The organism is Arthrobacter sp. T572, from assembly GCF_056780115.1.
On record NZ_JBRAZQ010000002.1, the window covers coordinates 3,279,384 to 3,301,516 of the forward strand.

Here is a 22,133-nt window from a genome sequence, read left to right on the forward strand (position 1 = left end):
CTAGTTGGGGGACGGTGGGTTAGTCCTTCCAGTCGAAGAAGCCCTTGCCCGTCTTTCGGCCCAGTTCCCCCCGGGCGACTTTCTCGCGGAGGATCCGGGGCGGGGCGAAGCGGTCACCCAGCGTGGAGTGCAGGTACTCGGCGATACCCAGCCGCACATCCAAGCCCACGATGTCCGTGGTTTTCAGCGGGCCGGTGGGGTGCTTGTAGCCCAGGACCATCGCAGCGTCGATGTCTTCCGCGGACGCCACGCCCTCTTCCACCATGCGCATCGCCTCCAAGGCGATGGCGACGCCCAGCCGTGAGGAGGCAAAGCCGGGAGCGTCATTGACGACGACGGCGGTCTTGCCGAGTGCCTCGGTCCAGCTTTTGGCCGCGGCAGCGAGGCCGGGCGAGGTCTCCTTGGCCAGGACAACCTCGATGAGGGTGGACGCCGGGACCGGGTTGAAGAAGTGCAGGCCCAGGAAGTTGGCCGGACGGCGGAGCTCGCCGGCCAGTTCCGTGACGGACAGGGACGAGGTATTTGAGGCAAGGAACGCCTCGGCGGAGAGGTGGTCCTCCACGGCTTTCAGCGCGTTGACCTTGAGCTGGAAATCTTCGGGCACTGCCTCGACAACCAGTCCGCAGTGTATGAACGACGAGTAATCCGTGGACGTGCTGAAGCGGGCCATGGTTTCCTCCGGCGTGCCGGTCAACGTGCCTCGCTCGGCGGACTTGGCTACTGCGTCGGCAACACGGGACTGGGCTCCGGCTGCGGCCTCGTGATCGCGCTCCACCACGATGACCGTGGCTCCCTTGGTGAGGAAAGCGTGGGCAATTCCAGCGCCCATGCGGCCACCACCGAGGACGCCAACTACATGCGGAATTTCGGGGCTGGTTGTCATGGCTGCTTCCTGTCCGTGGTGTTGTCCTGGGCTGATCCTGTGGTTTCCTTGGCGGACTTCTTGTCCAGGAACGCCTGCATGCGGTCGAACTTGGCCTGCGACTCAAAGAGGATCCCCTGGGCCAGGGTGTCGATCAGCGGGTGGGCCTCGGCCGGCGCGTGGAACACCGACTTGGTAATCCGGACAGCCAGGGGGTCCTGGCGGCCGATGCGATCCGCAAGGTTGTTCGCCGCTTCCATGAGCTCGGGAGCCTCGTGGATCTCGGTCATCAGGTTGATCCGCAGGGCTTCCTCGGCACGGAGCACGGCACCTGCCAGGAGGATTTCCTTGGCCTTGGGCTCTCCCACCAGTTCCTTGAGCCGCCAGGTGGCACCCGCGGCCGCCATGATGCCCAGCCCTGTTTCCGGGTTGCCGATCCGAACACTGGGCGTTCCGATACGGAAGTCGGCAGCATAGGCCAGTTCCGCACCGCCACCCAGGCAGTAACCGTCCAAGGCGGCGATGACGGGCATGGGAAGCTTGGCGATCCTCGCGAAGATGGTGGAGTTGATGCCTTGCAGGGCGTCGTCTCGGCGGCGTTCACGCAACTGGCCGATGTCCGCACCTGAGGCGAACACACCGTCGGTGCCCGCAATGATAAGGACCTTGGGATTTTTCTCCAGCTCAGCACAGACCGTGTGGAGCTCATCCACCATCTTCTGGTCGATGGCGTTCCGGACTTCGGGCCGGTTGAGCAGCACGATCAGCCGGTCATCGCGTTCCTCGAGGAGGAGGGTTGTGAAGTCTTCGGGTTTCAGTCCCATTTAGACGCCTTCCAGAAGCATGGCCGTACCTTGGCCGACACCAATGCACATGGTAGCCAGCCCAAGCTTCGGGCCGGTGTGGGAGGCGAGTTCGCGCTCCATGCGGCCCAGCAGCGTAATCGCAATCCTCGAGCCGCTGGAACCGAGCGGGTGCCCCAAACTGATGGCGCCGCCGTCGTTGTTCACAATCTCCGGGTCCAGCCCCAAACGGCGGATGGTGGCCAGTGACTGGGTGGCGAAGGCTTCGTTGAGTTCCACGGCGCCGAGCTGCTCCACGCTGAGGCCGGTGCGGCCCAGGACTTTCTGCGTGGCAGGGACGGGACCGATGCCCATGATTTCCGGTTCACATCCGGCTGACGCGCCGTCAACGATGCGGGCGCGCGGCGTCAGGCCGAACTTGTTGATGGCGGCCTCGGAGGCGACGATGATGGCGGAGGCGCCGTCGTTCAGGCTGGAGGAGTTCCCTGCCGTCACCACGGAACCGCCGGGAACCACTGGCCGCAGGCCGGCCAGGACGTCCATGGTGGTTCCCTCGCGCGGTCCTTCGTCCGTGTCCACCACGGTCTCGGACTTGCGGGTCTTGACCGTGACGGGGACGATCTCGTCCTTGAACCGCCCACCTGCGATGGCCGCCAGCGCGCGTTCGTGGGATCGGACCGCGAAAGCATCGGCATCCTCCCGCGAAATGTTGTCTACCCGGCCTACTTCCTCGGCCGTTTCCGGCATGGAGTAGGTCATCTTGCCGTCGCGGGACAGCTCGCCCTTGGTGAAGCGGGGATTGGCAAACCGCCAGCCGATGGAGGTATCGAAAATCTCTCCGGGCTTTGCGAACGCGGTGGTGGGCTTCTCCTGCACCCACGGCGCGCGGCTCATGGACTCCACGCCACCGGCCACCACGATGTCCGCGGCTCCGGACTTGATCATCTGGCTGGCCATGATGATGGCACTCAGACCTGAAGCGCAAAGCCGGTTGACCGTGATCCCGGGGATGTGGAGGGGAAGTCCGGCGAGGATGGTGGCCATGCGGGCCACGTTGCGGTTTTCCTCACCTGCGCCGTTGGCGTTGCCGAGGATGACCTCGTCTATTGCGTCAGGGTCGACGCCGGCACGCGCCACAGCTTCCCGGACCACCAAGGCGGCGAGGTCGTCGGGGCGGACCGAGGACAATGCCCCGCCATAGCGACCGACCGGCGTCCGTGCGCCGCCAACAAGAAAAGCCTCGACCATGAGAACATCCTTCGCAAAGTGAAAGGGCCGGCCCGGAATAATATACCGACCGTTCGTTCTATAAAGATTACACGGTGGTGCGGGCCGGTCAACAGGCGAGTCGCGTCATGCGCAGACGCCTCACACCACGCGGATGCCCAAGTGCCCGGCAAGAAGCGGCGCGAGCAGGCTCAACTGGTAGTCGTCGATCACCACGCCGGACAGCCCCGCAAGCCCATTGATTCCACGGAACTCCGAACTGCGCAAATCCACATCCTTGAGCTTGGCGCCGGTGACGTCCAAGGTGCCGATGGTGCAGTTCTTCAGCGCGACCCGGGTTCCCGCAACGCCGCCAAGGTCCAACTCGCTGATGATGCAGTCGGAAATCTGCACATCCGTCAGCTTTGAACCGCGCAGATTAACGTAATCCAGCTTGCCGCCGTCTATTCGGACAGAGCGCCAGGTTCCTTCATAAAGTTCGGCCGAACCCCACCGGGGGTTGCTGATGTCCACGTCCTGCCACGATGTCCGGGCTGCCATCAACACCGGAGCGAAAGGCTCCGCGAGCGTGCATTCACGGAACGTGGCGCCCCTTAACTGGGCCTCATTGAAGGAGACCGCATAGAACTCGCACTCGATGAAATCGGCGCCGCTCAGTTCTTCACCGTCCGCGGATACACGGGTGAACCTCATACCGTCGTACCGTTCGCCACGCTGGAAGTCCGGGGCGTCGTCGTCGCGCAGTTCATCCAGCCGCACCGGAGAAATCCTGGGCGCAGCAACTTTCGCTGCCGCCATCAGAGGGATTCCGCTTTGGCCGCGATCTCGGCGAGATCCTTCGCCAGCGCTTTTCGCGTGAAACTCATGCCGATCTTCCCGAACAGGGCCATGGTTATCTTGCTCATCAGCGTGGGCTTGAGGACCTCCGCGCCGAACGTCAGGCTGAGGTCCGTACCGCCGTCGCGTTCGTGGAGCGCGAAGCGGGTGGTGTAGTCAGCGCCGCCCTGCAGGGCCCTGACCGTGGTACTGCGCGGCGGGTCCGTTTGCGACACCCACATTTCCACGGTCTCCTGCCGGCCCATCATGGTCCGCGTTTCCTTCCAACGGGTCCCTTCGCCGTACGGGCCTTCGCTGAGCATCTGGATCGAATCGATGCCCGAGATGGTGCCGGCCGAGCCTGGAATGTCCGAGATGACGGCCCACACTTTCTCCGGGCTGGCATTGACGTGCTTGGTCAGGGTGGTGGTGTGCTCCATACATCGAGCCTAGACCCGGCCACCGACACTCCCAACTGCCTGGCATTAGGGGTTGTTCTGAGGCGTCAGAGCAACCCCTAATGCCAGTCAGTTGGGGTGGAGTCCACGGGAGCTGTGGATAACGTCCCGCGCGCCGGGCAGGTTTGCCAGCATGTGGAGATGCGACTCCCACAACCGTTGCCGGATCCCCTCAAGTCAGCGCCGTTCACCTGGCAGGAAGCGCTCGACGCCGGCGTCTCGCGTCAGCGTTGGAGGCACCGCGCGTTGGGGGCACCAAGCAGGGGAATTCGGTCTCCCTCGACCGGCAAACTTGAGCTACCGCAGATCGTGCGCCCCTATACGGTGGTGACTGCCTTTTCAGCCGCTTCGCACGCCACCGCGTTTGTCTTGTGGGAGTTTCCGGGCTTCCTGCCAGGCAGTCACGAGTCCACGATCCACCTCTCGCGTCCGGACACGATGGCCATACCGCGCCGCAAAGGGGTCAAAGGGCATGTGGGCCAGTTCTTCGACGACGAAATCACCAATCTGAACGGCTTGCTCATCACCACAAGGCCCCGCACGTGGCTCGACTGCGCCCGCCGGATGACGATCGATGAAATCACAGTCGTCGCGGATCACCTGCTGAGGAGGCCGCGGGCTGCCTTTGAGGGGCGAAGCGAGCCGTTTTGCACCCGCGAAGAGCTGGAAGAGATGTTGGATCGGCACAAGGGGACGCCCGGCATCCGGAAAGCGCGACTGGCATTGGATCAGGCACGGATCGGTGCCGATTCCGCGCCGGAAACGCGACTTCGACTGGCACTCGAACGGGCTGGCTTGCCCGAACCGGAACTCAACCGGCCCACGGAACTGGGTTCCGGCGTCGTGCGTGAACCCGACCTTGGCTTCCGTGAGCAGCGCATCGCCGTGGAGTACGAAGGCGAGGGGCACTCAGAGCCCGCCCAAATTGTCCGGGACATTGAACGGGAGGAAGACTACAGCCGCGCGGGCTGGAGACTTGTCCGCATTTCAAAGCGCCACATGGGAATCGATGCCCACCGGGCCGTGTCCAAGGTAAGGAACGCGCTCATTGGTCAAGGCTGGACACCCAAGTAGCTGGCATTAGGGGTTGCTCTGAGGCGTCAGAACAACCCCTAATGCCAGTCAGTTGCTTAAGAGAACAGCTCGCTCTTCGGTTCGCGGTGCTTGACCTTCTGCCAGCCGAGCCACAGGACCAGGGCAAAGAACGGGATGGTCGCCAGGGTCCAGAGGCCCAGCAGGAAGACCTCGCCCGTTTCCTTGTTGGTCATGGTGTCAAAACCGATCAGCACGGTGATGGCCAGCAGGGCGAACAAGCCCAGCCAGCTGGTCCACGGCGAACCCGGCATTGGCAGGCTGGACACCTTGCCGCGCTTTTTCCGCAGGGCGATCTGGCTGGCGAAAATCGAACCCCAAGTGAAGATCACGCCGATGGACGCGGTGTTCAATGCGAGATCGAAGGCGTAGGAGCCGCCCAGCCAGATGTTCAGGAGGATGCCCACGAGGTACACCGCGCCGATCGCAAGGATGGCAGCGTAAGGGACATGGCGGGTGGACATCCTGGTCAACCACTGCGGAGCGTGCCCGTTGTTGGCCATGGTGCGGAAGATTCGGCCGATCGAGTACAGGCCCGAATTGCAGGAGGACAGGGCGGCGGTGATGACGATCATGTTCATGACATCCCCCATCCAGCCGAGGCCCATCTGGCCGAACACGGTGACGAACGGCGAGGTGCCGGCCTTGTACTGGTCCGACGGCAGGAGCATGGCCAGCAGCGTCACGGAACCTACGTAGAACACCACGATGCGAAGGACGACGGCGCGGATCGCCTTGGGTACTTCACGTTCCGGGTTCTCCATCTCACCGGCGGTGATGCCCACCAGTTCGATCGCGTTGTACGCGAAGATCACGGCATTCAGCACAAGGATCATCACCAATGCGCCCTTGGGGAACATACCGCCGTCGTCATGGAAGAGGTTGGCCACCGAAGCGTTGCCTTCGCCGACCTTGGCGTTGGTGACCACCATGAAGGTGCCCACGGCCAGGAAGATCACGATTGCCGCAACCTTCAGGCAGGAAGCCCAGAATTCGAACTCGCCGAACGCCTTCACGCTGAAGAGGTTCACGGCCACCAACAGCACCAGCGCTGCGATTGCGGACAACTCCACCGGGACATTGGGGAAGAAGAACTGGAAGTACAGGCCGATCGCGATCAGCTCGGCGATTCCGGTCATGGCCCAGTTGATGAAGTACATCCACCCGGAAAGGTAGGCGCCCTTCTTGCCGAACATTTCGCCGGCGTAGCTCACGAACGAGCCCGAGGTTTGGCGGTACATGATGAGTTCGCCCAAGGCGCGCATGAGCAGGTACGCGATGACGCCGGCAATGGCGTAGGAGAAAATCAGGGCGGGGCCGGTGGAGGCCAGGCGGCCACCGGCGCCCATGAAGAGGCCGACGCCGATTGCGCCGCCCATGGCGATCATGGTGACGTGGCGACGGCTCAGGGTCTTCTGGTAACCCTCGGCGCTGAGGGTGCTCCCGACGGCGGTGGATGGAGCCGTGGGGTTATGGACTTCTGTGGGGGTACTTTGCGGCACAGCTGTTCCTTGTGGGTCGGGGTGTTGCTGTAGGGGGTCGCGCCAGTGCCGGAACACGGGCGGCTTTGCCACACAAAATTCGATGGATTTCCCTTTGAGGATCCCGTTGTGTGACGCGGACCGCAGAACGTCGAAGGTTCGCGCAACCCGTCTATCTTACGCCATGTGACGGAGGACCCGTGACGCAGGCAACAAGCGGCCTACAGCAACTCCCCATCCTGCATGCCGTAGCGCACCCAGTTCCCCGCTTCCGCATGACCGGCACAAGCGTCGAACCACTCCCCCAGCGCCCGGTCGTGGCTCACGATAACCACCGTCCCCGCGAACTCCGCGAGCGCCTCTTCCAGCTGTTCCACGAGCACCGGAGCCAAGTGGTTGGTGGGTTCGTCCAGGATCATCGTCTGATGGTTGCCCAGCAGCAGCCGTGCCAAGGCAAGGCGCCGCTGCTGCCCTGCGGACAGGCTTCCTACCGGGACGTGGAACTCCGCGGGCCTGAACAGCCCCAGGCGCAGGAGGGCCTCGGCGTGTTCTTCCATACTGCCGGTGAGTCCGGCCGCAAACGCCGGCAGGAGCCTGAGTCCTGGCCGCTTCGGCACCTCCAGTTCCTGGCGGAGGTATCCCACGGCGCCGCGCACCGTCACCGTCCCGGCGGCCGGCTGCAGCATTCCAGCGAGAACCGATACCAGGGTTGACTTACCGGCACCGTTCGGGCCTGTGATGAGCACCTTTTCGCCGGCCTCCACCCGGAGGTCCGTGGGCACCAGCCGACCAGGAACAGCAATGCCGCGTGCTTCGATCGCGGGTCCGGCGCTGTCCTTCACAGCGCCGTCCAAGGAGGCATCCAGTTTCAGCGGTACGGGCGGCCGGTCCACGGGGTTCGCCTCCAAGCGCTGGAGGCGTTCCCGTGCATTGCGGACCTTGCTGGCCGCTGCCCGCTCCCAGGTGCCCGTCTTGACGCCGAAAGCCATTTTGTCGTTGTCGCGCCGCCGGCCATAGCCCATCCCGTCCGCCACCGTTGCGGCCTGCAGGCGCTCGGCCGCCATGGCGTCGATCCACGTCGCGTATTCCTGGATCCAGCGGGCGCGTTGGGCAGCCTTTTCGCGCAGGTAGCCGTCGTAGCCCATTCCGTAGCGATTGACACGGCGGCGGTCCCCATCCACCTCAATGACGGTGCCCGCGACCTTGCGCAGGAGCATCCGGTCATGGGACACCACCACCACGGTCCCGCGGTGTGCTGCCAGGCGACGCTCGAGCCAGTCCACGCCCGAAGCATCCAGATGGTTGGTGGGTTCGTCCAGCAGCAGGGCATCTGCCGGATCGGCCAGCAGGCAGGCGAGCGCTACCCGTTCCTGCTCGCCACCGGAGAGGGTTGACAGCGTACGACGCCGGTCAAGGCCTCCCAGCCCCAGCTTGTCGAGCGCTGCTTCAACCCGCGATTCGGCGCCGTAGCCTTCCCGGAGTTGGTACTCGGTCTGCAGGCTTCCATAGTGGTCGAGGGTTTCAGCGTCGGCGTCTTCGAGGCCGCGTTCCAGCTCCGTGATGCGCGCTTCCAGCGTTCGCAGGGCTGCCAGGGAAGCATCGATGGCATCCTCCACGGTCAACGACCCGGGGAGGCCTTTTGATTGGGCGAGGTACCCCACCCGGTAGCCGGGCCCGCCCGCCACACCCGCGCTACCGGCGTCGGGCGTTTCAACGTCGGCGAGCAGCCGCAGGACGGTGGATTTGCCGACCCCGTTTTCGCCGACAACCGCCACGTGTTCACCGTGGCCGATCACCAGGTGGGCGGCGTCAAGAAGTGTGCGGTCCCCATAGCCGTGGGACACGCCGGAAAGGTGAAGATGGTTCGTCAAGAGGATCCTCGCAGGTACGCAGGAAGCAGCGGAACGCCGCTCGGGCACTGGGGATGCAGCCGGAAAGTGGGGGCTGCGCTCAAGACTTCATCGGTCCAGACTGCCCGGACGGAGGCAGCTGCGTCAAGCCGCGGCGGCCAGGGTCCTCTTCCGCCGGGCCTTCGCCAGCCTGGTCCCGATCAGGCCCTGCCGCGGGCTGAACAGATAGACGACGGCGAAGACCGCACCTTGCGTGACCACCACCATGGCACCCGATGCCGTATCCAGGTAGTAGCTCAGATAGATGCCGGTGACGGAGCACAGCACGGAGATCACGGGCGCGATGGCCAGCATCCGGTTGAAGCGGTCCGTGAGCAGGTACGCGGTGGATCCGGGGATGATGAGCATGGCCACCACCAGCACCACTCCCACGGTCTGCAGGGCCACCACCGACGTCAGCGCCAGCAGACCCAGCAGCAGTGCGCCTAGCATGCGCGGGGACAGTCCTATGGCGTGGGCGTGTGTGGGGTCGAAGGCGTACAGGGTGAGGTCGCGGCGTTTGAGGATCAGGATGGCGAAGGCCACCGCCCCCAGGACCACCACCTGGATGAGGTCCGCCATACTGACGCCCAGAAGGTTGCCGAAGATGATGTGGTTCAGGTCGGTTTGGCTGGGTGTCACTGAGATCAGGACCAACCCGAAGGCAAAGAGGGACGTAAACACAATGCCGATCGCAGCGTCTTCCTTGACCCTGCTGGTATTGCGCACCACCCCGATCAACGTCACTGCGATCAGGGCAAAGACCAGCGCGCCCAGGGCAAACGGCGCCCCCACGATGTAGGCCAGGACGACGCCGGGCAGCACCGCGTGCGAGACGGCGTCACCCATGAGGGACCAACCGATCAGGACGAGCCAGCAGCTCAGGACCGCGCACACGACTGCTGCGATGGCTGTGGTGGCCAATGCCCGGACCATGAAGTCGTAGCTGAGCGGTTCGAGGAGGAATTCCATCTCAGCCCCTGTTCATGACGTCGAGGCCGAAAGCCATGGCCAGGTTTTCTGGTTGGATGACCACATCGGGACTGCCGTGCATGAGGACTTTGCGCATAAGGAGCACGGCCTCGTCGCACAACTGCGGGAGGGCATGGAGATCGTGGGTGGAGACCAGGATGGTGGCGCCGTCCGTGGCGAGTTCACGGAGCAGCCTGGTGATGGTCGCCTCGGACCTCTTGTCGACACCTGCGAAGGGTTCATCGAGGAGCATCATGGTTGCTCCTTGGGCGATGCCGCGGGCCACGAAGGCCCGCTTCTTCTGGCCGCCGGACAGCTGGCCGATCTGGCGGTCGGCAAAGTCAGCCAGTTCCACGCGTTCCAAAGCATGCTCGACGGCGTCCCGGTCCGCCTTGCGGGGGCGGCGGGTGAAACCCAGGTGCCCGTAGCGGCCCATCATCACCACGTCGCGGACGGACAGCGGGAAGGCCCAGTCAACATCTTCGCTCTGGGGAACGTAGCCGATCCCTGCTTCCCTGCGGATCCTGGCCGGTGTGTGGCCGTTGATGAGGACCCGGCCGGAATCCGGCTTGACCATGCCCATGATGGTTTTGAACAGCGTGGATTTTCCCGAACCGTTCATCCCCACCAAACCACAAATCCGTGAGTGGTCCAGGGTGAAAGAGGCCGAGTCCAGGGCGAGCACTTCGCCGTAGTGGACGGTGACGTCCTGGACGGCGATCGCCGGGCTGCTCACTGCGCACCTCCTGTGAGTGCCTCCGTGATGGTCTTGGCATCGTGCCGGATAAGGTCCAGGTAGGTCGGAACGGGGCCGTCGGCTTCGGACAGGGAATCCACGTACAGGACTCCGCCGAATTTGGCTCCGGTGGCACCCACCACCTGTTGCATGGGCGCGTCCGACACCGTCGACTCGCAGAACACGGCCGGCACCTGGTTGTCCTCGACGAACCCGATAGCCCGGGCGATCTGCTGCGGCGTGGCCTGTTGCTCGGCGTTGACGGCCCAGATGTACACCTCTTTGAGGCCGGCGTCCCGCGCCAGGTAGGAGAAAGCCCCCTCACAGGTGACCAACGCACGGTGCGCTTCGGGCAGGACCGCGAGCTTGCTGACCATCTCGTCCTTAACCGTCTGCAGTTGGGTGTTGTAGGACTTGGCGTTGGCCTCGAATTCCGAGGCATGCTCCGGCGCCAGCCTGGCAAACGCCTTGGCCATGTTGTTGGCATAGATCTGGACGTTGTCCGGCGACATCCACGCATGCGGGTTCGGCTTGCCCTGGTAGCTGTCTTCGCCGATCTCCATGACATCGACGCCTTCACTCACTACGGCGTGGGGCACGTCGAGATCCTCGACGAACTGGTCGAACCATGCTTCAAGGTTCAGGCCGTTGTCCAGGATGAGGTCCGCCTGGGCAGCTTTACGGATATCCCCGGGGGTGGGCTCGTAGCCATGGATTTCGGCCCCGGCTTTGGTGATCGATTCCACCTGCAGTTTGTCACCGGCGACGTTCCGGGCAATGTCGGCCAGGACGGTGAAGGTGGTGAGGACCATGGGCTTGTCCCCGTTTCCGGCAGGGGAACTCCCCCCGCAGGCAGAGAGGCCCAGGGCAACGGCCAGGGTGACCAGGACAGCAGCGAAACGGCGGACATCTTTGGCGCGCCGAAACGAAAAGTTAGGCATACCGAAAAGTGTAGCCGCCGCATGCAGGACGCGGCAAAGATTAGGCTGGTTCCATGGGCACCATGTCACTGCGGCCGAAGCTCTATCGCTACAACGCGCTGGATGCCGTGGCTGTTGCCGCCTACACCGGCCTCACGCTCCTCTTTGTCTTCGCAGGCGGATCCGTCCAAAGCCTCATGCTTGAGGTTTTCCGCGACCCGGCCACAGCGTCCTATGCCATCAACGCAATCTTTTATGCCGCCGTCGGGATTTTCGCCCTTGCCTCCGCCTGGCGCGTGGCGCGCCGGGACCTGGGCATCCTGGGCACCCGCCCGTGGTTCACGCTGGGCATGGTGCCGCTGGCGGTGGTGGTCATGCTGATCGTCACCGCGATCCTGCTGGGAGTGCTGGGCGGTGCGCAAAGCTCCCAAAACCAACTGGGCATCCAGGGCATGTTGCAGCAGGTCCCTGCGTGGCTGATGGTCCCGCTGCTGGTGGTGCTTGGGCCGTTCGTTGAGGAATACCTCTTCCGGCACCTGTTGATCGGCAAGCTCTCCCAGTATGTGAACCTGTGGATCTGCTGCGGGATTTCCGTGGTGGTCTTTGCCTCGATCCACGTCGTCGGACGCGAGGGCCTCGTCCTGCAGGCCCTGGCTCCGTACCTGGGCATGGCGGTAGTGCTGGTGGCGGTCTACGTGTGGACGGGCAAGAATCTCATGTTCTCCTACTTGGTCCACGCCGCGAAGAACCTGCTGGCCGTACTCCTGATCTACGCAGTCCCCGCCAGCCTCCTCCCCAACTAGGTCGCATTTGTGCGCGTTTTGAGCCGTCAAAACGCGCACAAATGCGACCCAGTTGGGTGATGCGGACGGGAAGTGACCGCATAGGCCTACCCGGCCACCCACCGCCGGATTAGCTTGGAGCACATGACACTCAACATCCAGGTAGTCGTCGACTGTAAAAAGCCCCACGAGCTCGCGGACTGGTGGGCGGAGACCCTCGAATGGGCGGTGGAGCCACAGGACGAGGACTTCATCCGGTCCATGATCGACCAGGGATACGCCACCGAGGACCAGACCATCACCCACAACGGCAAACTGGTCTGGGCGGAGGGCTGCGCGATCGTTCCCGCCGAGGACACCGATCCCAAGACCGGCCGCCGCATCCTCTTCCAGGCAGACCCCAACCCGAAGACCGTGAAAAACCGCGTGCACTGGGATGTCAGGCTGGAGGGACGGGACAAGGACGTGGTCCGCAAAGAACTGGAAGCCCGCGGGGCCACGCACCTGTGGACCGCCAACCAGGGGCCGCACGTATGGCACACCATGGCCGACCCGGAGGGCAACGAGTTCTGCATCAGCTGAGGCCATTACTAGACTCGGACTGTGAACAACGATCTCCCCGCCAAGGTTTCCGACGTCTTTGACCCCTCGCGCTGGCGCACAGTCTCCGGCTTTGACGACTTCAAGGACATGACGTACCACCGGCAGGTTGAGCGCACGGAAGCCGGAGTCAGGGACCTGCCCACCGTCCGGATCGCCTTCAACAGGCCCGAGGTCCGTAATGCATTCCGTCCAGGCACGGTGGACGAGCTCTACCGTGCCATGGACCACGCCCGCATGACCCCGGACGTCGCCACAGTCCTGCTCACGGGCAACGGTCCTTCCGAAAAGGATGGCGGGCACTCCTTCTGCTCCGGTGGCGACCAGCGCATCCGTGGGCGGGACGGCTACCGGTACCAGGTAGAGGGCGCAGGGGGAGATACTGCTGAGTTCATCGACCCCGCCCGCGCCGGTCGCCTCCACATCCTCGAAGTCCAGCGCGTCATGCGGACCATGCCCAAGGTAGTCATCGCCGTCGTCAACGGCTGGGCGGCAGGTGGCGGGCACTCGCTCCACGTGGTCAGCGACCTCACCATCGCCTCCCGCCAGCACGGCAAGTTCAAACAGACTGACGCCACGGTGGGAAGCTTCGACGCCGGATACGGCTCGGCGCTGCTGGCCCGCCAGATCGGGCAGAAAGCCGCGCGGGAAATCTTCTTCCTGGCCCGTGAATACACGGCCGACGACATGGTCCGCATGGGCGCCGTCAACGAGGCCGTGGACCACGAGCGGCTGGAAGAGGTCGCCCTGGAGTACGCCGCAGACATCGCCCGGCAGTCGCCGCAGGCGATCCGCATGCTCAAGTTCGCGTTCAACCTCGCAGATGACGGACTTGCCGGCCAGCAGGTCTTCGCCGGTGAAGCAACGCGCCTTGCCTACATGACGGATGAGGCGGTGGAAGGCAAGGAAGCGTTCCTGCAAAAACGCGACCCCGACTGGTCCCCGTTCCCCTACTACTTCTAGGACCACCGTGGACATCGATCCCATTCTCAAGGCCCTGTCCGCCGCCCTCCATGGCGAGGGTCCCGCCGTCGAAATCGTCACTGACGCCACCGGGCAGCCGACTGCTGTTCCAGTGGAGACCGGCGTCGAGGACGCTGCCGTGGTGGTCCGGACCTCCGGTTCCACGGGAACGCCCAAGGCAACGGTCCTCACCATTGATGCGCTGGCGGCTTCGTCCGTGGGCACGGCCATCGCACTCCGCGGCGAGGGCCAGTGGCTCCTGGCACTGCCGCTGCAGTACGTGGCCGGCGTGCAGGTCCTGGTCCGCTCCCTCTACGCCGGAACCCGGCCTTGGGTCATGGACCAGTCCAACGGCTTCACTCCCGAGGCGTTCACGGCCGCTGCCGAAGAATTGACGGACCGGATCCGCTTCACATCGCTGGTCCCCACGCAGCTCCAGCGGCTGCTGGACTCCCCCGCCCCCGGAACCCTGGCCGCGCTGCGCCGTTTCAACGCGATCCTGCTGGGCGGCGCACCGGCACCTGCCGAACTGCTCGCGGCCGCGCAGGCAGCGGGACTCAACGTGGTCACCACGTATGGCTCGGCCGAGACGTGCGGCGGGTGCGTTTACGACGGCGAGCCGCTGGACGGCGTCGAAGTCCGCATCGGTGGGGGCGACCTGGAAGGCCGGATCCTGCTGGGCGGCGAGACCGTTGCGGCTGGTTACCTGGACAGCGCGCGCGTTTCCACTGACGTCTTCTTCGAGGAGGACGACGTCCGCTGGTACGTCACCGGTGACCTGGGCGAGCTCAGCGCCGACGGCAAGCTCACCGTGTTGGGCCGCGCTGACGACGTCATCATCACCGGCGGTGTCAAGGCCTCCGCCGCGTACATCCAAAGCAAGCTGGAGGAGCTCGACGGCGTCACGGCGGCTTTCGTGGCCGGCGTCGCCTCACGCGAGTGGGGCCAGGCGGTAGCGGCCTACGTGGCAATGGCGGACCCCACGCCCGGTGGAATCAAGGGTTTTACTGCCCGACGCGAAACCGCATTGGGCATTTTGGCGCCCAAGACGGTGCTCGTGGAGAAGGAACTGATCATGCTCCCGAACGGAAAACCGGACAGGCTGGCCATGATCGAACAGCTGGAACGGCTGCATCAGGGACAATAGACAGGTTCTCCCCTAACGAACCTGACTGAAGATCTACGCGAAACACACGAGGTACTGCACGTGGCGACAGCTGCACAATGGATCCAAGGAGCCCGGCTCCGCACTCTGCCCGCGGCGATTGCCCCTGTCCTGATCGGCTCGGCGGCAGCGTTTGAACTCCATGCATTCCGGCTGCCCAACGCTATCCTCGCCGCCTTGGTGGCCCTCCTGCTGCAGGTGGGCGTGAACTACGCCAACGACTACTCGGACGGAATCCGCGGCACGGACGAAGACCGCGTTGGTCCCCTGCGCCTGGTGGGCTCGGGAGCGGCCAAGCCGGAGCAGGTCAAGTGGGCGGCCTTCGGCCTCTTTGGGCTGGCGATGCTGTGTGGTCTGATCCTGGTGATCATCACGCAGACGTGGTGGCTGATCCTGGTGGGTGTGGGCTGTGTCCTGGCGGCATGGGGTTACACCGGCGGCAAGAACCCCTACGGTTACCTGGGTCTGGGCGATGTCTTCGTCTTCGTGTTCTTCGGGCTGGTTGCCACCCTGGGCACCACCTACACCCAGGCCGGACAAGTGAGCCTGGCCGCCGTGGTGGGCGCGATCGGCACGGGCCTGATCGCGTGCGCCCTGCTGATGGCCAACAACGTCCGCGACATCCCCACGGATGCAGCGGCCGGCAAACGGACACTGGCCGTACGGCTGGGCGACCGGCACGCCCGCGAAAGCTACGTGCTGATGCTGGGCGTTGCCATTCTGCTGGTCATCATCCTGGCACCCACCAAGCCGTGGATGCTGATCGTGCTGTTGCTGATTCCGGCCTGCCTCATGCCGGCGTGGCTCATGGTCAACGGAAAGAAGCGCAAGAGCCTCATCCCGGTCCTCAAGCAGACCGGCCTGATCAACCTCGGCTACAGCCTGCTGTTCTCACTGGGCCTGGTGCTCAGCACCGGGTTCTAGGTCCGGACTACGCCGGTAGCGGCGAAGGGATTATGCCTGGGGGCGGCGTTTGTCGTTGTCGATGGCAACGTCCGGGTTCTTCTCCACGAGGCCGTCCTCAGCCGCAGCGTCTTCCACCTCGCCGGCTGTGCGGATGGGCTTGGCCCGGCCGGAGAAACGCTCGCGCATGGCAGCGGTGGCTTGGTCCCGCTGCTTCTGGAAAAACAGGTAGCTGATGGCAAAGGCAATCAGCCCGGCAAAGAGCACTGCCAGGAACACTCCCGTCCCCAAAAACAGGAAAAGCACGAACAAGGGCACAAACAGCGCCAAACGGATCAGGGAATACTTCAGGAAAGCCACCATCCAAGTTTAGCCGCCGTGATGGTTGCACTCTGATCACGGCCCCAACAAGGCATCCAGCGAACGGCTTCCGGCGATTAGACTTGGTGCATGCTCCGGGTTGTTGGCGTCGTCGTCGTCCTTGTCATCTTCGTCTACGCCCTCGTGGACGTGATCCGTACCGACGGGCGCCTCACGCGCGGCATCTCCAAACCGGCGTGGATCGTGGTCATGATCCTCCTGCCGCTGTTGGGCGCCATCCTGTGGTTCATCTTTGGCAGGCCTTACGGCAAGCCCTCGGCTCCGCAGGTACGCCGGCATCCCACCGCACCGGACGACGATCCCGAGTTCCTCCGCAACCTGGAAGTCCGCCGCCGCAACCAGGCGGAAGAAGCGCGCCTCAAAAAGCTCAGGGCTGAGCTCGAGGCCAAGGAGCGGAAGCTCAACGAATCCGATGGCACCTCCGGCGACGCCACCACGGACCGTGCCCCGGGATTCCCCTCCGGCGAGGCCAAGCGCGGCGAGCCGGATCCCCATGACACGGACGAGCTGAAGTAGGCAACCATGGCCCAGCAAGCTGATGAATCACGGTCCTCCCAAAGTTTTGTCACCGCATCATCAGCCAGCGGGCCCCCGTCAGGTCCACCAGCTCCCCCTGCACGCCCAGGCATCTCGCTCCCGGTACCGCCACCCATTCCGGCGGCGGTGCGGCCTCCGGGTCCAGCCTTGGCTTCCAAAGCCTTATGGATCGCCAGCTTCGTGGCAGGAGCAGCGGTCCTCGTCACCGGGTTCCTGGCCCGTGACTCGCAGTTCGAACGCCTGAAAGGCGTCATCGCCGGCATGGTCCCGGATGGCGACGCCCAGGCAGTCGAGGGCGCCACCGCCGTCGTATTCCTTGGCAGCCTGGCCCTTATCGCCTTGGTGACCGCCATGGAGGCCGTGCTGGTGGCCGTAGCCTTCAAGCAGCGCAGCTGGGCGCGCTGGGTCCTGGCCCCCGTGGTCCTCTTCCATGCCGTAGTGGTGGTCATGACCGCGGACTGGCTGGTGGCGCCGGGCGGGGACGGGGCCCTCGCCATCATCCTGCTGGCTGCCCAGTACATCCTGGCCGCCGCGGGACTGGTCCTGCTCTTCTTTCCCTCCACCACGCAGTGGCTCACCCCCAAGTAGGTCGCAGCTGTGCGCGTTTTGAGCGCTCAAAACGCGCTCAAGTGCGACCTAGTTGGGTCCGGGGGGCCAGGCAGGGCGGACAGCTGCGGGTCGGTCAGCGGCCGGCCGGGATGCCCGCCAACATCCCCTCACAGCTGCGCTGAACCACGCGGCAGGCTTCGACGGCGGCCGGTTGCATCAGGGGATTGTCCGCCAGGGCACGCCACCGGTTCAGGCAGGAACGTGCAGCATCGCTGATCTCCTCAAGACTGCTGTCCGGGGGCAATCCCAGCCTGACCGCAGGCAGGTCGCCGTGACCACCCACCACACGCTCTGCCTCCTCGCTCTGCCGAAGGTCCAAGGGCACGCTGCCGGTCCGGAGTGCGGCCAGGAGCTTCAGTTCGCGGAATTCGTGGGCGCCGGACCGGACCCGTTCGAGTGCGGTCGCCAGCGGCTCTGCGCTCCCGGCAGGTGCGGTGCGGAGCAATGCTTCCAAACCCACGACGGCGGCACGCGCCTTGAGCGCCCCGGCCCGGCTCTGGAAGAGATGGTCCACGCTGTCCAGCAGGTGTCCCAGCCCGCTGCGTCGGGCAAGTTCGTGTGCCAAGGGGGTGGGCGCGTCGATACCGCCCCGGATCAGTGCCGCACCGAGCCGGATGCCGAAGAGTCCGAAGCGGTTGACCAGCGATTCCCGGGTCGCCGTGTCCAGCTGCCCGGCGCCATCGGAGCCTGCGGTTCCCGTCCCCCGGATGAAGCGGTCGGCGGACAGCAGGAGGCGTTCGCGCTGGTCCCTGTCCATGGTGGCCACAGCGAGCAGGGCATCGAAGTCTGCCTGCCGCATGGTCCGGGCACTCTGGGCCAGGAGGCCCGCGACAGGAACAACCCCCAGTGCCAGGGATTTCACGTCCGGGTCCTGGCTGTACCGTTCTGAAATGACAGCTGCGGAGATCAAGGAGTCGATCCTGCCGGCACCCACTTCGTCGGCCCTGAACAGGACAGCCAGCGCGTTGACTGTTCCGGACTGCCCGGCGGCGGTGTCCCGGAAGGATTCCAGGAACCCCAGGTCCGCTGCATGCATGTGGCGCATCAGATAGATCACCGCGTCCGCGGCGGAAGGCGCGTCCTGTGGGAGGAGGAAGGCGGTGGACCTGCCGGAAACATCCGTGGAAAGGGAAGCGATGCCCGGCGTGTCAATGAGCGTCAGGTCCTTCAGGCCCGGCGCCGGCCACTCCACCACCAAGCGCTCCACGTCCTCAGCCGGCGTACCATCCAGCGGAAAGACAAGGCGTCCTTCCTCGCGCGTCACAGGTACGTTCCTGGGGCCTCCGGCCAACGAGCCTCCGGCCAACGGGTGCAGCGTCACCCGGGGCGTCGCGCCGTAGCGGTACCACGTGACGATCCGGGTGCATTCTCCGGCGTCCGTCGGAGCGATCTCCTCGCCGATGATGGCGTTGAGCAGGGTGGACTTCCCGGCCTTGACCATCCCTGCGACCGCAATGCGGAGTGGCCCTTCCCAGCGCTGCCGGAGCTCGTCCACCACGGCGAGCGCCGCTGCGTCATGACCGAACACCTCCCGCGCCTGCCGGAGGAGGTCGGGGATTCCGGAGTCGGTCATTCGGCCGGCACGGCGGCTGGACGGATGTGCTGTTGTGCCGTCACGGATCCGGGCGCGTCCATCAACCGGCGCGAGGCTGCGTGCAGGGAATCCACGGCGCGGAGCCTGGTACGGATGTCCTTGATCCTGGAATCCCGTTCGGCGGCGTAGGTGGCCGCTGCCTTCTGTGCAGCTGCCACGGATTCGGACAGGGAGCGGGCGTGTTCCTCCGCGATGTCGGTGAAATGGTCCCGGGTGGCCCGTTGTACCAGGCGCAGCCGGTCCTTGAGTTGCTTGCCCACCTGGAAGATGACGTCGTCAACCTGTTTCCGGACCAGGATCTTGGCCTCGGTCTGCCGCTGTTTAAGCCGGGCTGCCTTGTCTTCCCGGTATGCCTTGCGGCCCAGCATGAGCCCGGCACCCACGGACAGTGGGTTGATCAGGGCCATGCCGAAGATTCCCGTCAGCAGACCGAACATGAGGACCCCACCGTAGGAACCCCGCATCCCGATGAGGACCTTCTGCAACGGTCCCAGCTTTCCGTCGTCCAGGCCTTGGATGTCCGCGACCGGGTCCAGCACACCACCGGTGTCCGAAACCTGGAGGGCGGGGAGGGCAACTTCGTCTTCGGAGAAGTGGTCCGCTACCTGCCCGGCCAGCCATTGCGCCCTTTCGCTGGTCCAGACGAAGGTGTCCGACACGGCTGCGGCCGTACTCTGCTCAAGCCACCTGGCGAACTGGTCCCAGGCGGGCCCGGGATCGCCTTGGTCAATCGCGGTCTCGGCTTCACGTTGGATGCGTCGCATCCTGTCGCGCAAATCGTATTCCATATCCGCTATGAGATCGGTGATGCCGTCATTGAGGGTGATCTGCCACCGCGCCGATTTTTTGCGGAGGGAGTCTGCGTCTTCCTTTGCTGCCTGCAGGCCGGCGATCATGTGCGGGGTACCGGCGGGGTTTTCCAGGGCCTCCAGCTCGGACTGGAGGGCCAGCCGGAGGTGGTCGGTGACGGAAACCAGATCGTGGCCCACGGATTTGCGCCGGAGTGCGGTGGCTTGTCCCACGATGTCGTTCCGCAGGCAGGACACCAGGGCAGGGAATCCGGATTCGTCGTTGAGCTCCTGGTCCTGCAGGCGTGCGGCCTGCAGGCGGAGCTCGGAGGACACGGGGAACAGGGGGATGTCGGGTCCAACGCCGGCCAGGTGCCGGCGGTCCAGGTCCTCGATGTGCCGCCAGCTGGGGTACAGGTCCGTTTTGGTCAGGACGCACAGCACGTTGGGGCTGACACGCATGGCCTGGCGCAGGAAGCGAAGCTCGGGTTCGGTGTACTCCTGGGAGGCGTCGGACACGAACACCATGGCGTGGGCTGATGGCAGGGCTGTCAGGGTGGTCAGGGTATGGCTGGATCCCAGGCCGCCGACTCCCGGGGAATCGACCATGGTCAGCCCTCCGGTGAGCAGCTTCCGGGGCAGCGCCACTTCCGCCGCCACGATGTTCCGTGCGTTGCCGGGGTTTCCCTTTTCGGACACGTAGTCGGCCAGTTCCTCAAGCCTGACCACCCGGCGTTCCAGGCGGCGTTCGCCACCGTCGTCCTCCGCTTCACGGTTGCGGTCGCCGTCGGCCACCAGGACAAACGCCGACGCCGGATCCCCCTGCCGTACCATCGTCGGCACGGTGGTGGCTACGTCGTCGTCCACAGGGCAGACCGGTGCATTGACAAGGGCGTTGATGAGCTGGCTCTTGCCTTGCTTGAACTCCCCCACCACGATCACGCGGACGCTGGGATCGGCCAGACGGGCGAGGGTGTTCTCCAGTCTCCGGCGCAGGTCGCTCCGGTCCCCCACCAGCCCCATGCCTTGTTCCACCAAGGTGGCCATGCTTGTCTTTTCCGCCACGCTCTGTCCTTGCCTTCCTGCCTGTCCGGTTGGTGGGGGCCACGAAGTGCCCGGCAGGGGATGGATCACCTGCCGGGCACTGCCGGGGCCTTAGCGTTTAGAGGGCGCTGCGCCTGATGGAACTGCACTGTTAGTCGATCTCCACCTCGTTCTTGGCGATGACGTTTGAATGGTCGATGTCGTTGTATTCGACGTCGAGTTCGTTGTCGGCCACCACCACGTTGTCCTCCACGTTGGTGTATTCCACGTCGATGTCGTCGATCGTGACCGAGTTGTCTTCCTTGTACTCCAGTTCGTTGTCCTGGACCACGATGGAGTCGTTGATGACCTGGACGTCGTCCACTTCCACGTTGGTGGAGTGGTCGTCCCGGTAATCGACCGTGACCTCGTTGTCCTTGATGATCGTGGAGTCCTCGATGTTGGTGTACTCCACGTCCACGTCGCCAACTTCCAGGTTGTTGGAGTGGTCGTCGTTGTACGAGTCCTCGTTGTAGGAGTCCGTGTTGTGGATGTTCGTGTGCGAGTTGTCCGTGTGCGTCGAGTGGTCGTCGTTGAACGAATCCTCGATGTCCACGTCCAGGTCAAGGTCCACATCGGTGTTGTAGGAGTCCTTGGTGACCGAGTTGTCCTCGTACGTGTTTCCAATGGAGATGTCGTTGTTGCCGCGGGCGTCCACCGTGACCGAGTTGTCCTCGGAGTTGTCCACCGAGTTGTCCGTATTGTTCGAATCCCTGACATCGGCGTCGTCGCCGGCAGCTACTGCGCCGTCACCGGAGGCGACCACAGCATCTTGGTTGAAGAACTGGGTCACGTCTCCGTCGGCCCAGATGTTCTGGTTCACGGATTGGTCGGTGATCGTGTCCCGGTCGTCGATGGTGGTGGTGTACGAGTAGTTGTTGACCACGTGTACCAACTGCTGGACTGCATGGGCGTGGTCGTCCCAGTCGCCGCCGCCGTGACCGCCGCCATGGCCGCCGTCATGATCGTCATCGTGGTCGTCGTGGCCGTCCCAACCGCCGCCGCCGTGACCGCCGTCGTGATCGTCATCATGGTCCCCCCAACCGCCGCCGTGGCCACCATCATGATCGTCGTCGTGGTCGTCGTGGCCGTCCCAACCGCCGCCGCCGTGGCCGCCGCCGCCATAACCGCCGTCGTCGTCATTGTCACGGCCGCCCCAACCACCGGTGGAACCGTGGTTTCCGCCGGTGTTGTATTCGCGGTCGAACGAGGAACGGGCATTGATGGGCGCGTAGTCCAGCACGACCGGCCGGACTGCGTCCACGTCAGCGGAGGAGACGTCCCGGAGCCCTGCGGCAGCCAAGGCGGCTTCCGGGTCCCGGACAAATTCCTCGGCGGCTTCGGGATCGTTGAACAGGCTCATCAGGAACTGCACGAGCTGTTGTGCGAGTGTAGGCATTGGATGCTCCCTCAAATTCTGTGGTTGGTGGTTGCCGCCCGGCGCCTTTGCCGGGCTTGGAACCAACGTATTG

General features: G+C 64.6%; 22 protein-coding genes. 8 read left to right on the forward strand and 14 right to left on the reverse strand.

The window, feature by feature from the left end:
- Nucleotides 1–19: 19 nt before the first annotated feature.
- The 5 genes from ACUYMZ_RS16355 to ACUYMZ_RS16375 all read right to left on the reverse strand — a co-directional run bounded on the left by ACUYMZ_RS16355 (nt 20) and on the right by ACUYMZ_RS16375 (nt 4,148).
- Entirely contained in the window at nt 20–883 is an 864-nt protein-coding gene (locus tag ACUYMZ_RS16355) for a 3-hydroxyacyl-CoA dehydrogenase family protein (protein ID WP_426003870.1), read from the reverse strand.
- Nucleotides 880–1,686 (reverse strand): enoyl-CoA hydratase/isomerase family protein, encoded by an 807-nt coding sequence (locus tag ACUYMZ_RS16360; protein WP_426003871.1) that lies wholly within the window; start codon nt 1,684–1,686, stop codon nt 880–882. The genes ACUYMZ_RS16355 and ACUYMZ_RS16360 overlap by 4 nt, the downstream gene beginning before the upstream one ends.
- Nucleotides 1,687–2,913 (reverse strand): thiolase family protein, encoded by a 1,227-nt coding sequence (locus ACUYMZ_RS16365; protein ID WP_481604544.1) that lies wholly within the window; start codon nt 2,911–2,913, stop codon nt 1,687–1,689.
- A 120-nt stretch (nt 2,914–3,033) separates the two neighbouring features.
- The gene (locus ACUYMZ_RS16370; protein ID WP_481604547.1) at nt 3,034–3,690 is read right to left on the reverse strand and encodes a pentapeptide repeat-containing protein; all 657 of its coding nucleotides are present in this window, start codon (nt 3,688–3,690) and stop codon (nt 3,034–3,036) included.
- A complete protein-coding gene (locus tag ACUYMZ_RS16375; RefSeq protein WP_481604549.1) occupies nt 3,690–4,148 on the reverse strand; it encodes an SRPBCC family protein in 459 nt (152 codons plus the stop codon). Before ACUYMZ_RS16375 ends, ACUYMZ_RS16370 begins: the two co-directional genes overlap by 1 nt.
- Before the next feature lie 159 nt (nt 4,149–4,307).
- On the opposite strand from ACUYMZ_RS16375, the gene ACUYMZ_RS16380 reads away from it, so the two are divergent.
- On the forward strand, nt 4,308–5,240 hold the full coding sequence (locus ACUYMZ_RS16380) for an endonuclease domain-containing protein (protein WP_481604551.1): 933 nt from the start codon (nt 4,308–4,310) through the stop codon (nt 5,238–5,240).
- A gap of 56 nt (nt 5,241–5,296) precedes the next feature.
- Here ACUYMZ_RS16380 and ACUYMZ_RS16385 read toward each other — a convergent pair whose 3' ends face one another.
- The 5 genes from ACUYMZ_RS16385 to ACUYMZ_RS16405 all read right to left on the reverse strand — a co-directional run bounded on the left by ACUYMZ_RS16385 (nt 5,297) and on the right by ACUYMZ_RS16405 (nt 11,277).
- The gene (locus ACUYMZ_RS16385; protein ID WP_426003877.1) at nt 5,297–6,760 is read right to left on the reverse strand and encodes an amino acid permease; all 1,464 of its coding nucleotides are present in this window, start codon (nt 6,758–6,760) and stop codon (nt 5,297–5,299) included.
- A gap of 200 nt (nt 6,761–6,960) precedes the next feature.
- Entirely contained in the window at nt 6,961–8,610 is a 1,650-nt protein-coding gene (locus ACUYMZ_RS16390) for an ABC-F family ATP-binding cassette domain-containing protein (protein ID WP_481604553.1), read from the reverse strand.
- A 123-nt stretch (nt 8,611–8,733) separates the two neighbouring features.
- The gene (locus tag ACUYMZ_RS16395) at nt 8,734–9,600 is read right to left on the reverse strand and encodes a metal ABC transporter permease (RefSeq protein WP_481604555.1); all 867 of its coding nucleotides are present in this window, start codon (nt 9,598–9,600) and stop codon (nt 8,734–8,736) included.
- Between the two features lies 1 nt (nt 9,601).
- Nucleotides 9,602–10,336, reverse strand: coding sequence for a metal ABC transporter ATP-binding protein (locus tag ACUYMZ_RS16400; RefSeq protein WP_481604557.1), 735 nt, complete (start codon nt 10,334–10,336; stop codon nt 9,602–9,604).
- Nucleotides 10,333–11,277 carry a metal ABC transporter substrate-binding protein gene (locus ACUYMZ_RS16405; protein WP_481604559.1) on the reverse strand — a complete coding sequence of 315 codons (945 nt, stop codon included), beginning with the start codon at nt 11,275–11,277 and terminating at the stop codon, nt 10,333–10,335. The genes ACUYMZ_RS16400 and ACUYMZ_RS16405 overlap by 4 nt, the downstream gene beginning before the upstream one ends.
- A gap of 53 nt (nt 11,278–11,330) precedes the next feature.
- Between ACUYMZ_RS16405 and ACUYMZ_RS16410 the strand changes: the two genes are divergently transcribed.
- The 5 genes from ACUYMZ_RS16410 (at nt 11,331) to ACUYMZ_RS16430 (ending at nt 15,690) form a co-directional block, all read left to right on the forward strand.
- On the forward strand, nt 11,331–12,059 hold the full coding sequence (locus ACUYMZ_RS16410; RefSeq protein ID WP_481604561.1) for a CPBP family intramembrane glutamic endopeptidase: 729 nt from the start codon (nt 11,331–11,333) through the stop codon (nt 12,057–12,059).
- Nucleotides 12,060–12,182: 123 nt separating this feature from the next.
- Nucleotides 12,183–12,620: a VOC family protein gene (locus tag ACUYMZ_RS16415; RefSeq protein WP_481604563.1), complete on the forward strand. Its 438-nt coding sequence runs from the start codon at nt 12,183–12,185 to the stop codon at nt 12,618–12,620.
- A 21-nt stretch (nt 12,621–12,641) separates the two neighbouring features.
- Nucleotides 12,642–13,601, forward strand: coding sequence for a 1,4-dihydroxy-2-naphthoyl-CoA synthase (locus ACUYMZ_RS16420; RefSeq protein ID WP_481604565.1), 960 nt, complete (start codon nt 12,642–12,644; stop codon nt 13,599–13,601).
- Nucleotides 13,602–13,608: 7 nt separating this feature from the next.
- Nucleotides 13,609–14,748: an AMP-binding protein gene (locus tag ACUYMZ_RS16425; RefSeq protein ID WP_481604567.1), complete on the forward strand. Its 1,140-nt coding sequence runs from the start codon at nt 13,609–13,611 to the stop codon at nt 14,746–14,748.
- A gap of 60 nt (nt 14,749–14,808) precedes the next feature.
- Complete coding sequence (locus ACUYMZ_RS16430) at nt 14,809–15,690, forward strand: 1,4-dihydroxy-2-naphthoate polyprenyltransferase (RefSeq protein ID WP_426003889.1); 882 nt, start codon at nt 14,809–14,811, stop codon at nt 15,688–15,690.
- 30 nt (nt 15,691–15,720) lie between these two features.
- On the opposite strand, the gene ACUYMZ_RS16435 is transcribed toward ACUYMZ_RS16430, so the two are convergent.
- Nucleotides 15,721–16,032: a DUF4229 domain-containing protein gene (locus ACUYMZ_RS16435; RefSeq protein WP_426003891.1), complete on the reverse strand. Its 312-nt coding sequence runs from the start codon at nt 16,030–16,032 to the stop codon at nt 15,721–15,723.
- An 87-nt stretch (nt 16,033–16,119) separates the two neighbouring features.
- Between ACUYMZ_RS16435 and ACUYMZ_RS16440 the strand changes: the two genes are divergently transcribed.
- Both ACUYMZ_RS16440 and ACUYMZ_RS16445 read left to right on the forward strand, forming a co-directional pair.
- Nucleotides 16,120–16,566 carry a PLD nuclease N-terminal domain-containing protein gene (locus tag ACUYMZ_RS16440; RefSeq protein ID WP_426003892.1) on the forward strand — a complete coding sequence of 149 codons (447 nt, stop codon included), beginning with the start codon at nt 16,120–16,122 and terminating at the stop codon, nt 16,564–16,566.
- Between the two features lie 168 nt (nt 16,567–16,734).
- The gene (locus tag ACUYMZ_RS16445; RefSeq protein WP_481604570.1) at nt 16,735–17,175 is read left to right on the forward strand and encodes a hypothetical protein; all 441 of its coding nucleotides are present in this window, start codon (nt 16,735–16,737) and stop codon (nt 17,173–17,175) included.
- Nucleotides 17,176–17,269: 94 nt separating this feature from the next.
- Here the strand turns inward: ACUYMZ_RS16445 and ACUYMZ_RS16450 are convergent, their stop codons facing one another.
- The 3 genes from ACUYMZ_RS16450 to ACUYMZ_RS16460 form a co-directional block, all read right to left on the reverse strand.
- Complete coding sequence (locus ACUYMZ_RS16450) at nt 17,270–18,769, reverse strand: dynamin family protein (protein ID WP_481604572.1); 1,500 nt, start codon at nt 18,767–18,769, stop codon at nt 17,270–17,272.
- Nucleotides 18,766–20,643 (reverse strand): dynamin family protein, encoded by a 1,878-nt coding sequence (locus ACUYMZ_RS16455; protein WP_481604574.1) that lies wholly within the window; start codon nt 20,641–20,643, stop codon nt 18,766–18,768. The genes ACUYMZ_RS16450 and ACUYMZ_RS16455 overlap by 4 nt, the downstream gene beginning before the upstream one ends.
- Nucleotides 20,644–20,773: 130 nt before the next feature.
- Nucleotides 20,774–22,060 (reverse strand): IniB N-terminal domain-containing protein, encoded by a 1,287-nt coding sequence (locus tag ACUYMZ_RS16460; protein ID WP_426003896.1) that lies wholly within the window; start codon nt 22,058–22,060, stop codon nt 20,774–20,776.
- Nucleotides 22,061–22,133: the final 73 nt, after the last annotated feature.

What these genes read in the sequence shown, in the direction of transcription:
- ACUYMZ_RS16405 (WP_481604559.1), bottom strand. Translation starts at nt 11,277, where the DNA reads ATGCCTAACTTTTCGTTTCGGCGCGCCAAAGATGTCCGCCGTTTCGCT.
- ACUYMZ_RS16370 (WP_481604547.1), bottom strand. Translation starts at nt 3,690, where the DNA reads ATGGCGGCAGCGAAAGTTGCTGCGCCCAGGATTTCTCCGGTGCGGCTG.
- ACUYMZ_RS16440 (WP_426003892.1), top strand. Translation starts at nt 16,120, where the DNA reads ATGCTCCGGGTTGTTGGCGTCGTCGTCGTCCTTGTCATCTTCGTCTAC.
- ACUYMZ_RS16435 (WP_426003891.1), bottom strand. Translation starts at nt 16,032, where the DNA reads ATGGTGGCTTTCCTGAAGTATTCCCTGATCCGTTTGGCGCTGTTTGTG.
- ACUYMZ_RS16355 (WP_426003870.1), bottom strand. Translation starts at nt 883, where the DNA reads ATGACAACCAGCCCCGAAATTCCGCATGTAGTTGGCGTCCTCGGTGGT.
- ACUYMZ_RS16360 (WP_426003871.1), bottom strand. Translation starts at nt 1,686, where the DNA reads ATGGGACTGAAACCCGAAGACTTCACAACCCTCCTCCTCGAGGAACGC.
- ACUYMZ_RS16380 (WP_481604551.1), top strand. Translation starts at nt 4,308, where the DNA reads ATGCGACTCCCACAACCGTTGCCGGATCCCCTCAAGTCAGCGCCGTTC.
- ACUYMZ_RS16415 (WP_481604563.1), top strand. Translation starts at nt 12,183, where the DNA reads ATGACACTCAACATCCAGGTAGTCGTCGACTGTAAAAAGCCCCACGAG.
- ACUYMZ_RS16450 (WP_481604572.1), bottom strand. Translation starts at nt 18,769, where the DNA reads ATGACCGACTCCGGAATCCCCGACCTCCTCCGGCAGGCGCGGGAGGTG.
- ACUYMZ_RS16365 (WP_481604544.1), bottom strand. Translation starts at nt 2,913, where the DNA reads ATGGTCGAGGCTTTTCTTGTTGGCGGCGCACGGACGCCGGTCGGTCGC.
- ACUYMZ_RS16410 (WP_481604561.1), top strand. Translation starts at nt 11,331, where the DNA reads ATGGGCACCATGTCACTGCGGCCGAAGCTCTATCGCTACAACGCGCTG.
- ACUYMZ_RS16460 (WP_426003896.1), bottom strand. Translation starts at nt 22,060, where the DNA reads ATGCCTACACTCGCACAACAGCTCGTGCAGTTCCTGATGAGCCTGTTC.
- ACUYMZ_RS16395 (WP_481604555.1), bottom strand. Translation starts at nt 9,600, where the DNA reads ATGGAATTCCTCCTCGAACCGCTCAGCTACGACTTCATGGTCCGGGCA.
- ACUYMZ_RS16375 (WP_481604549.1), bottom strand. Translation starts at nt 4,148, where the DNA reads ATGGAGCACACCACCACCCTGACCAAGCACGTCAATGCCAGCCCGGAG.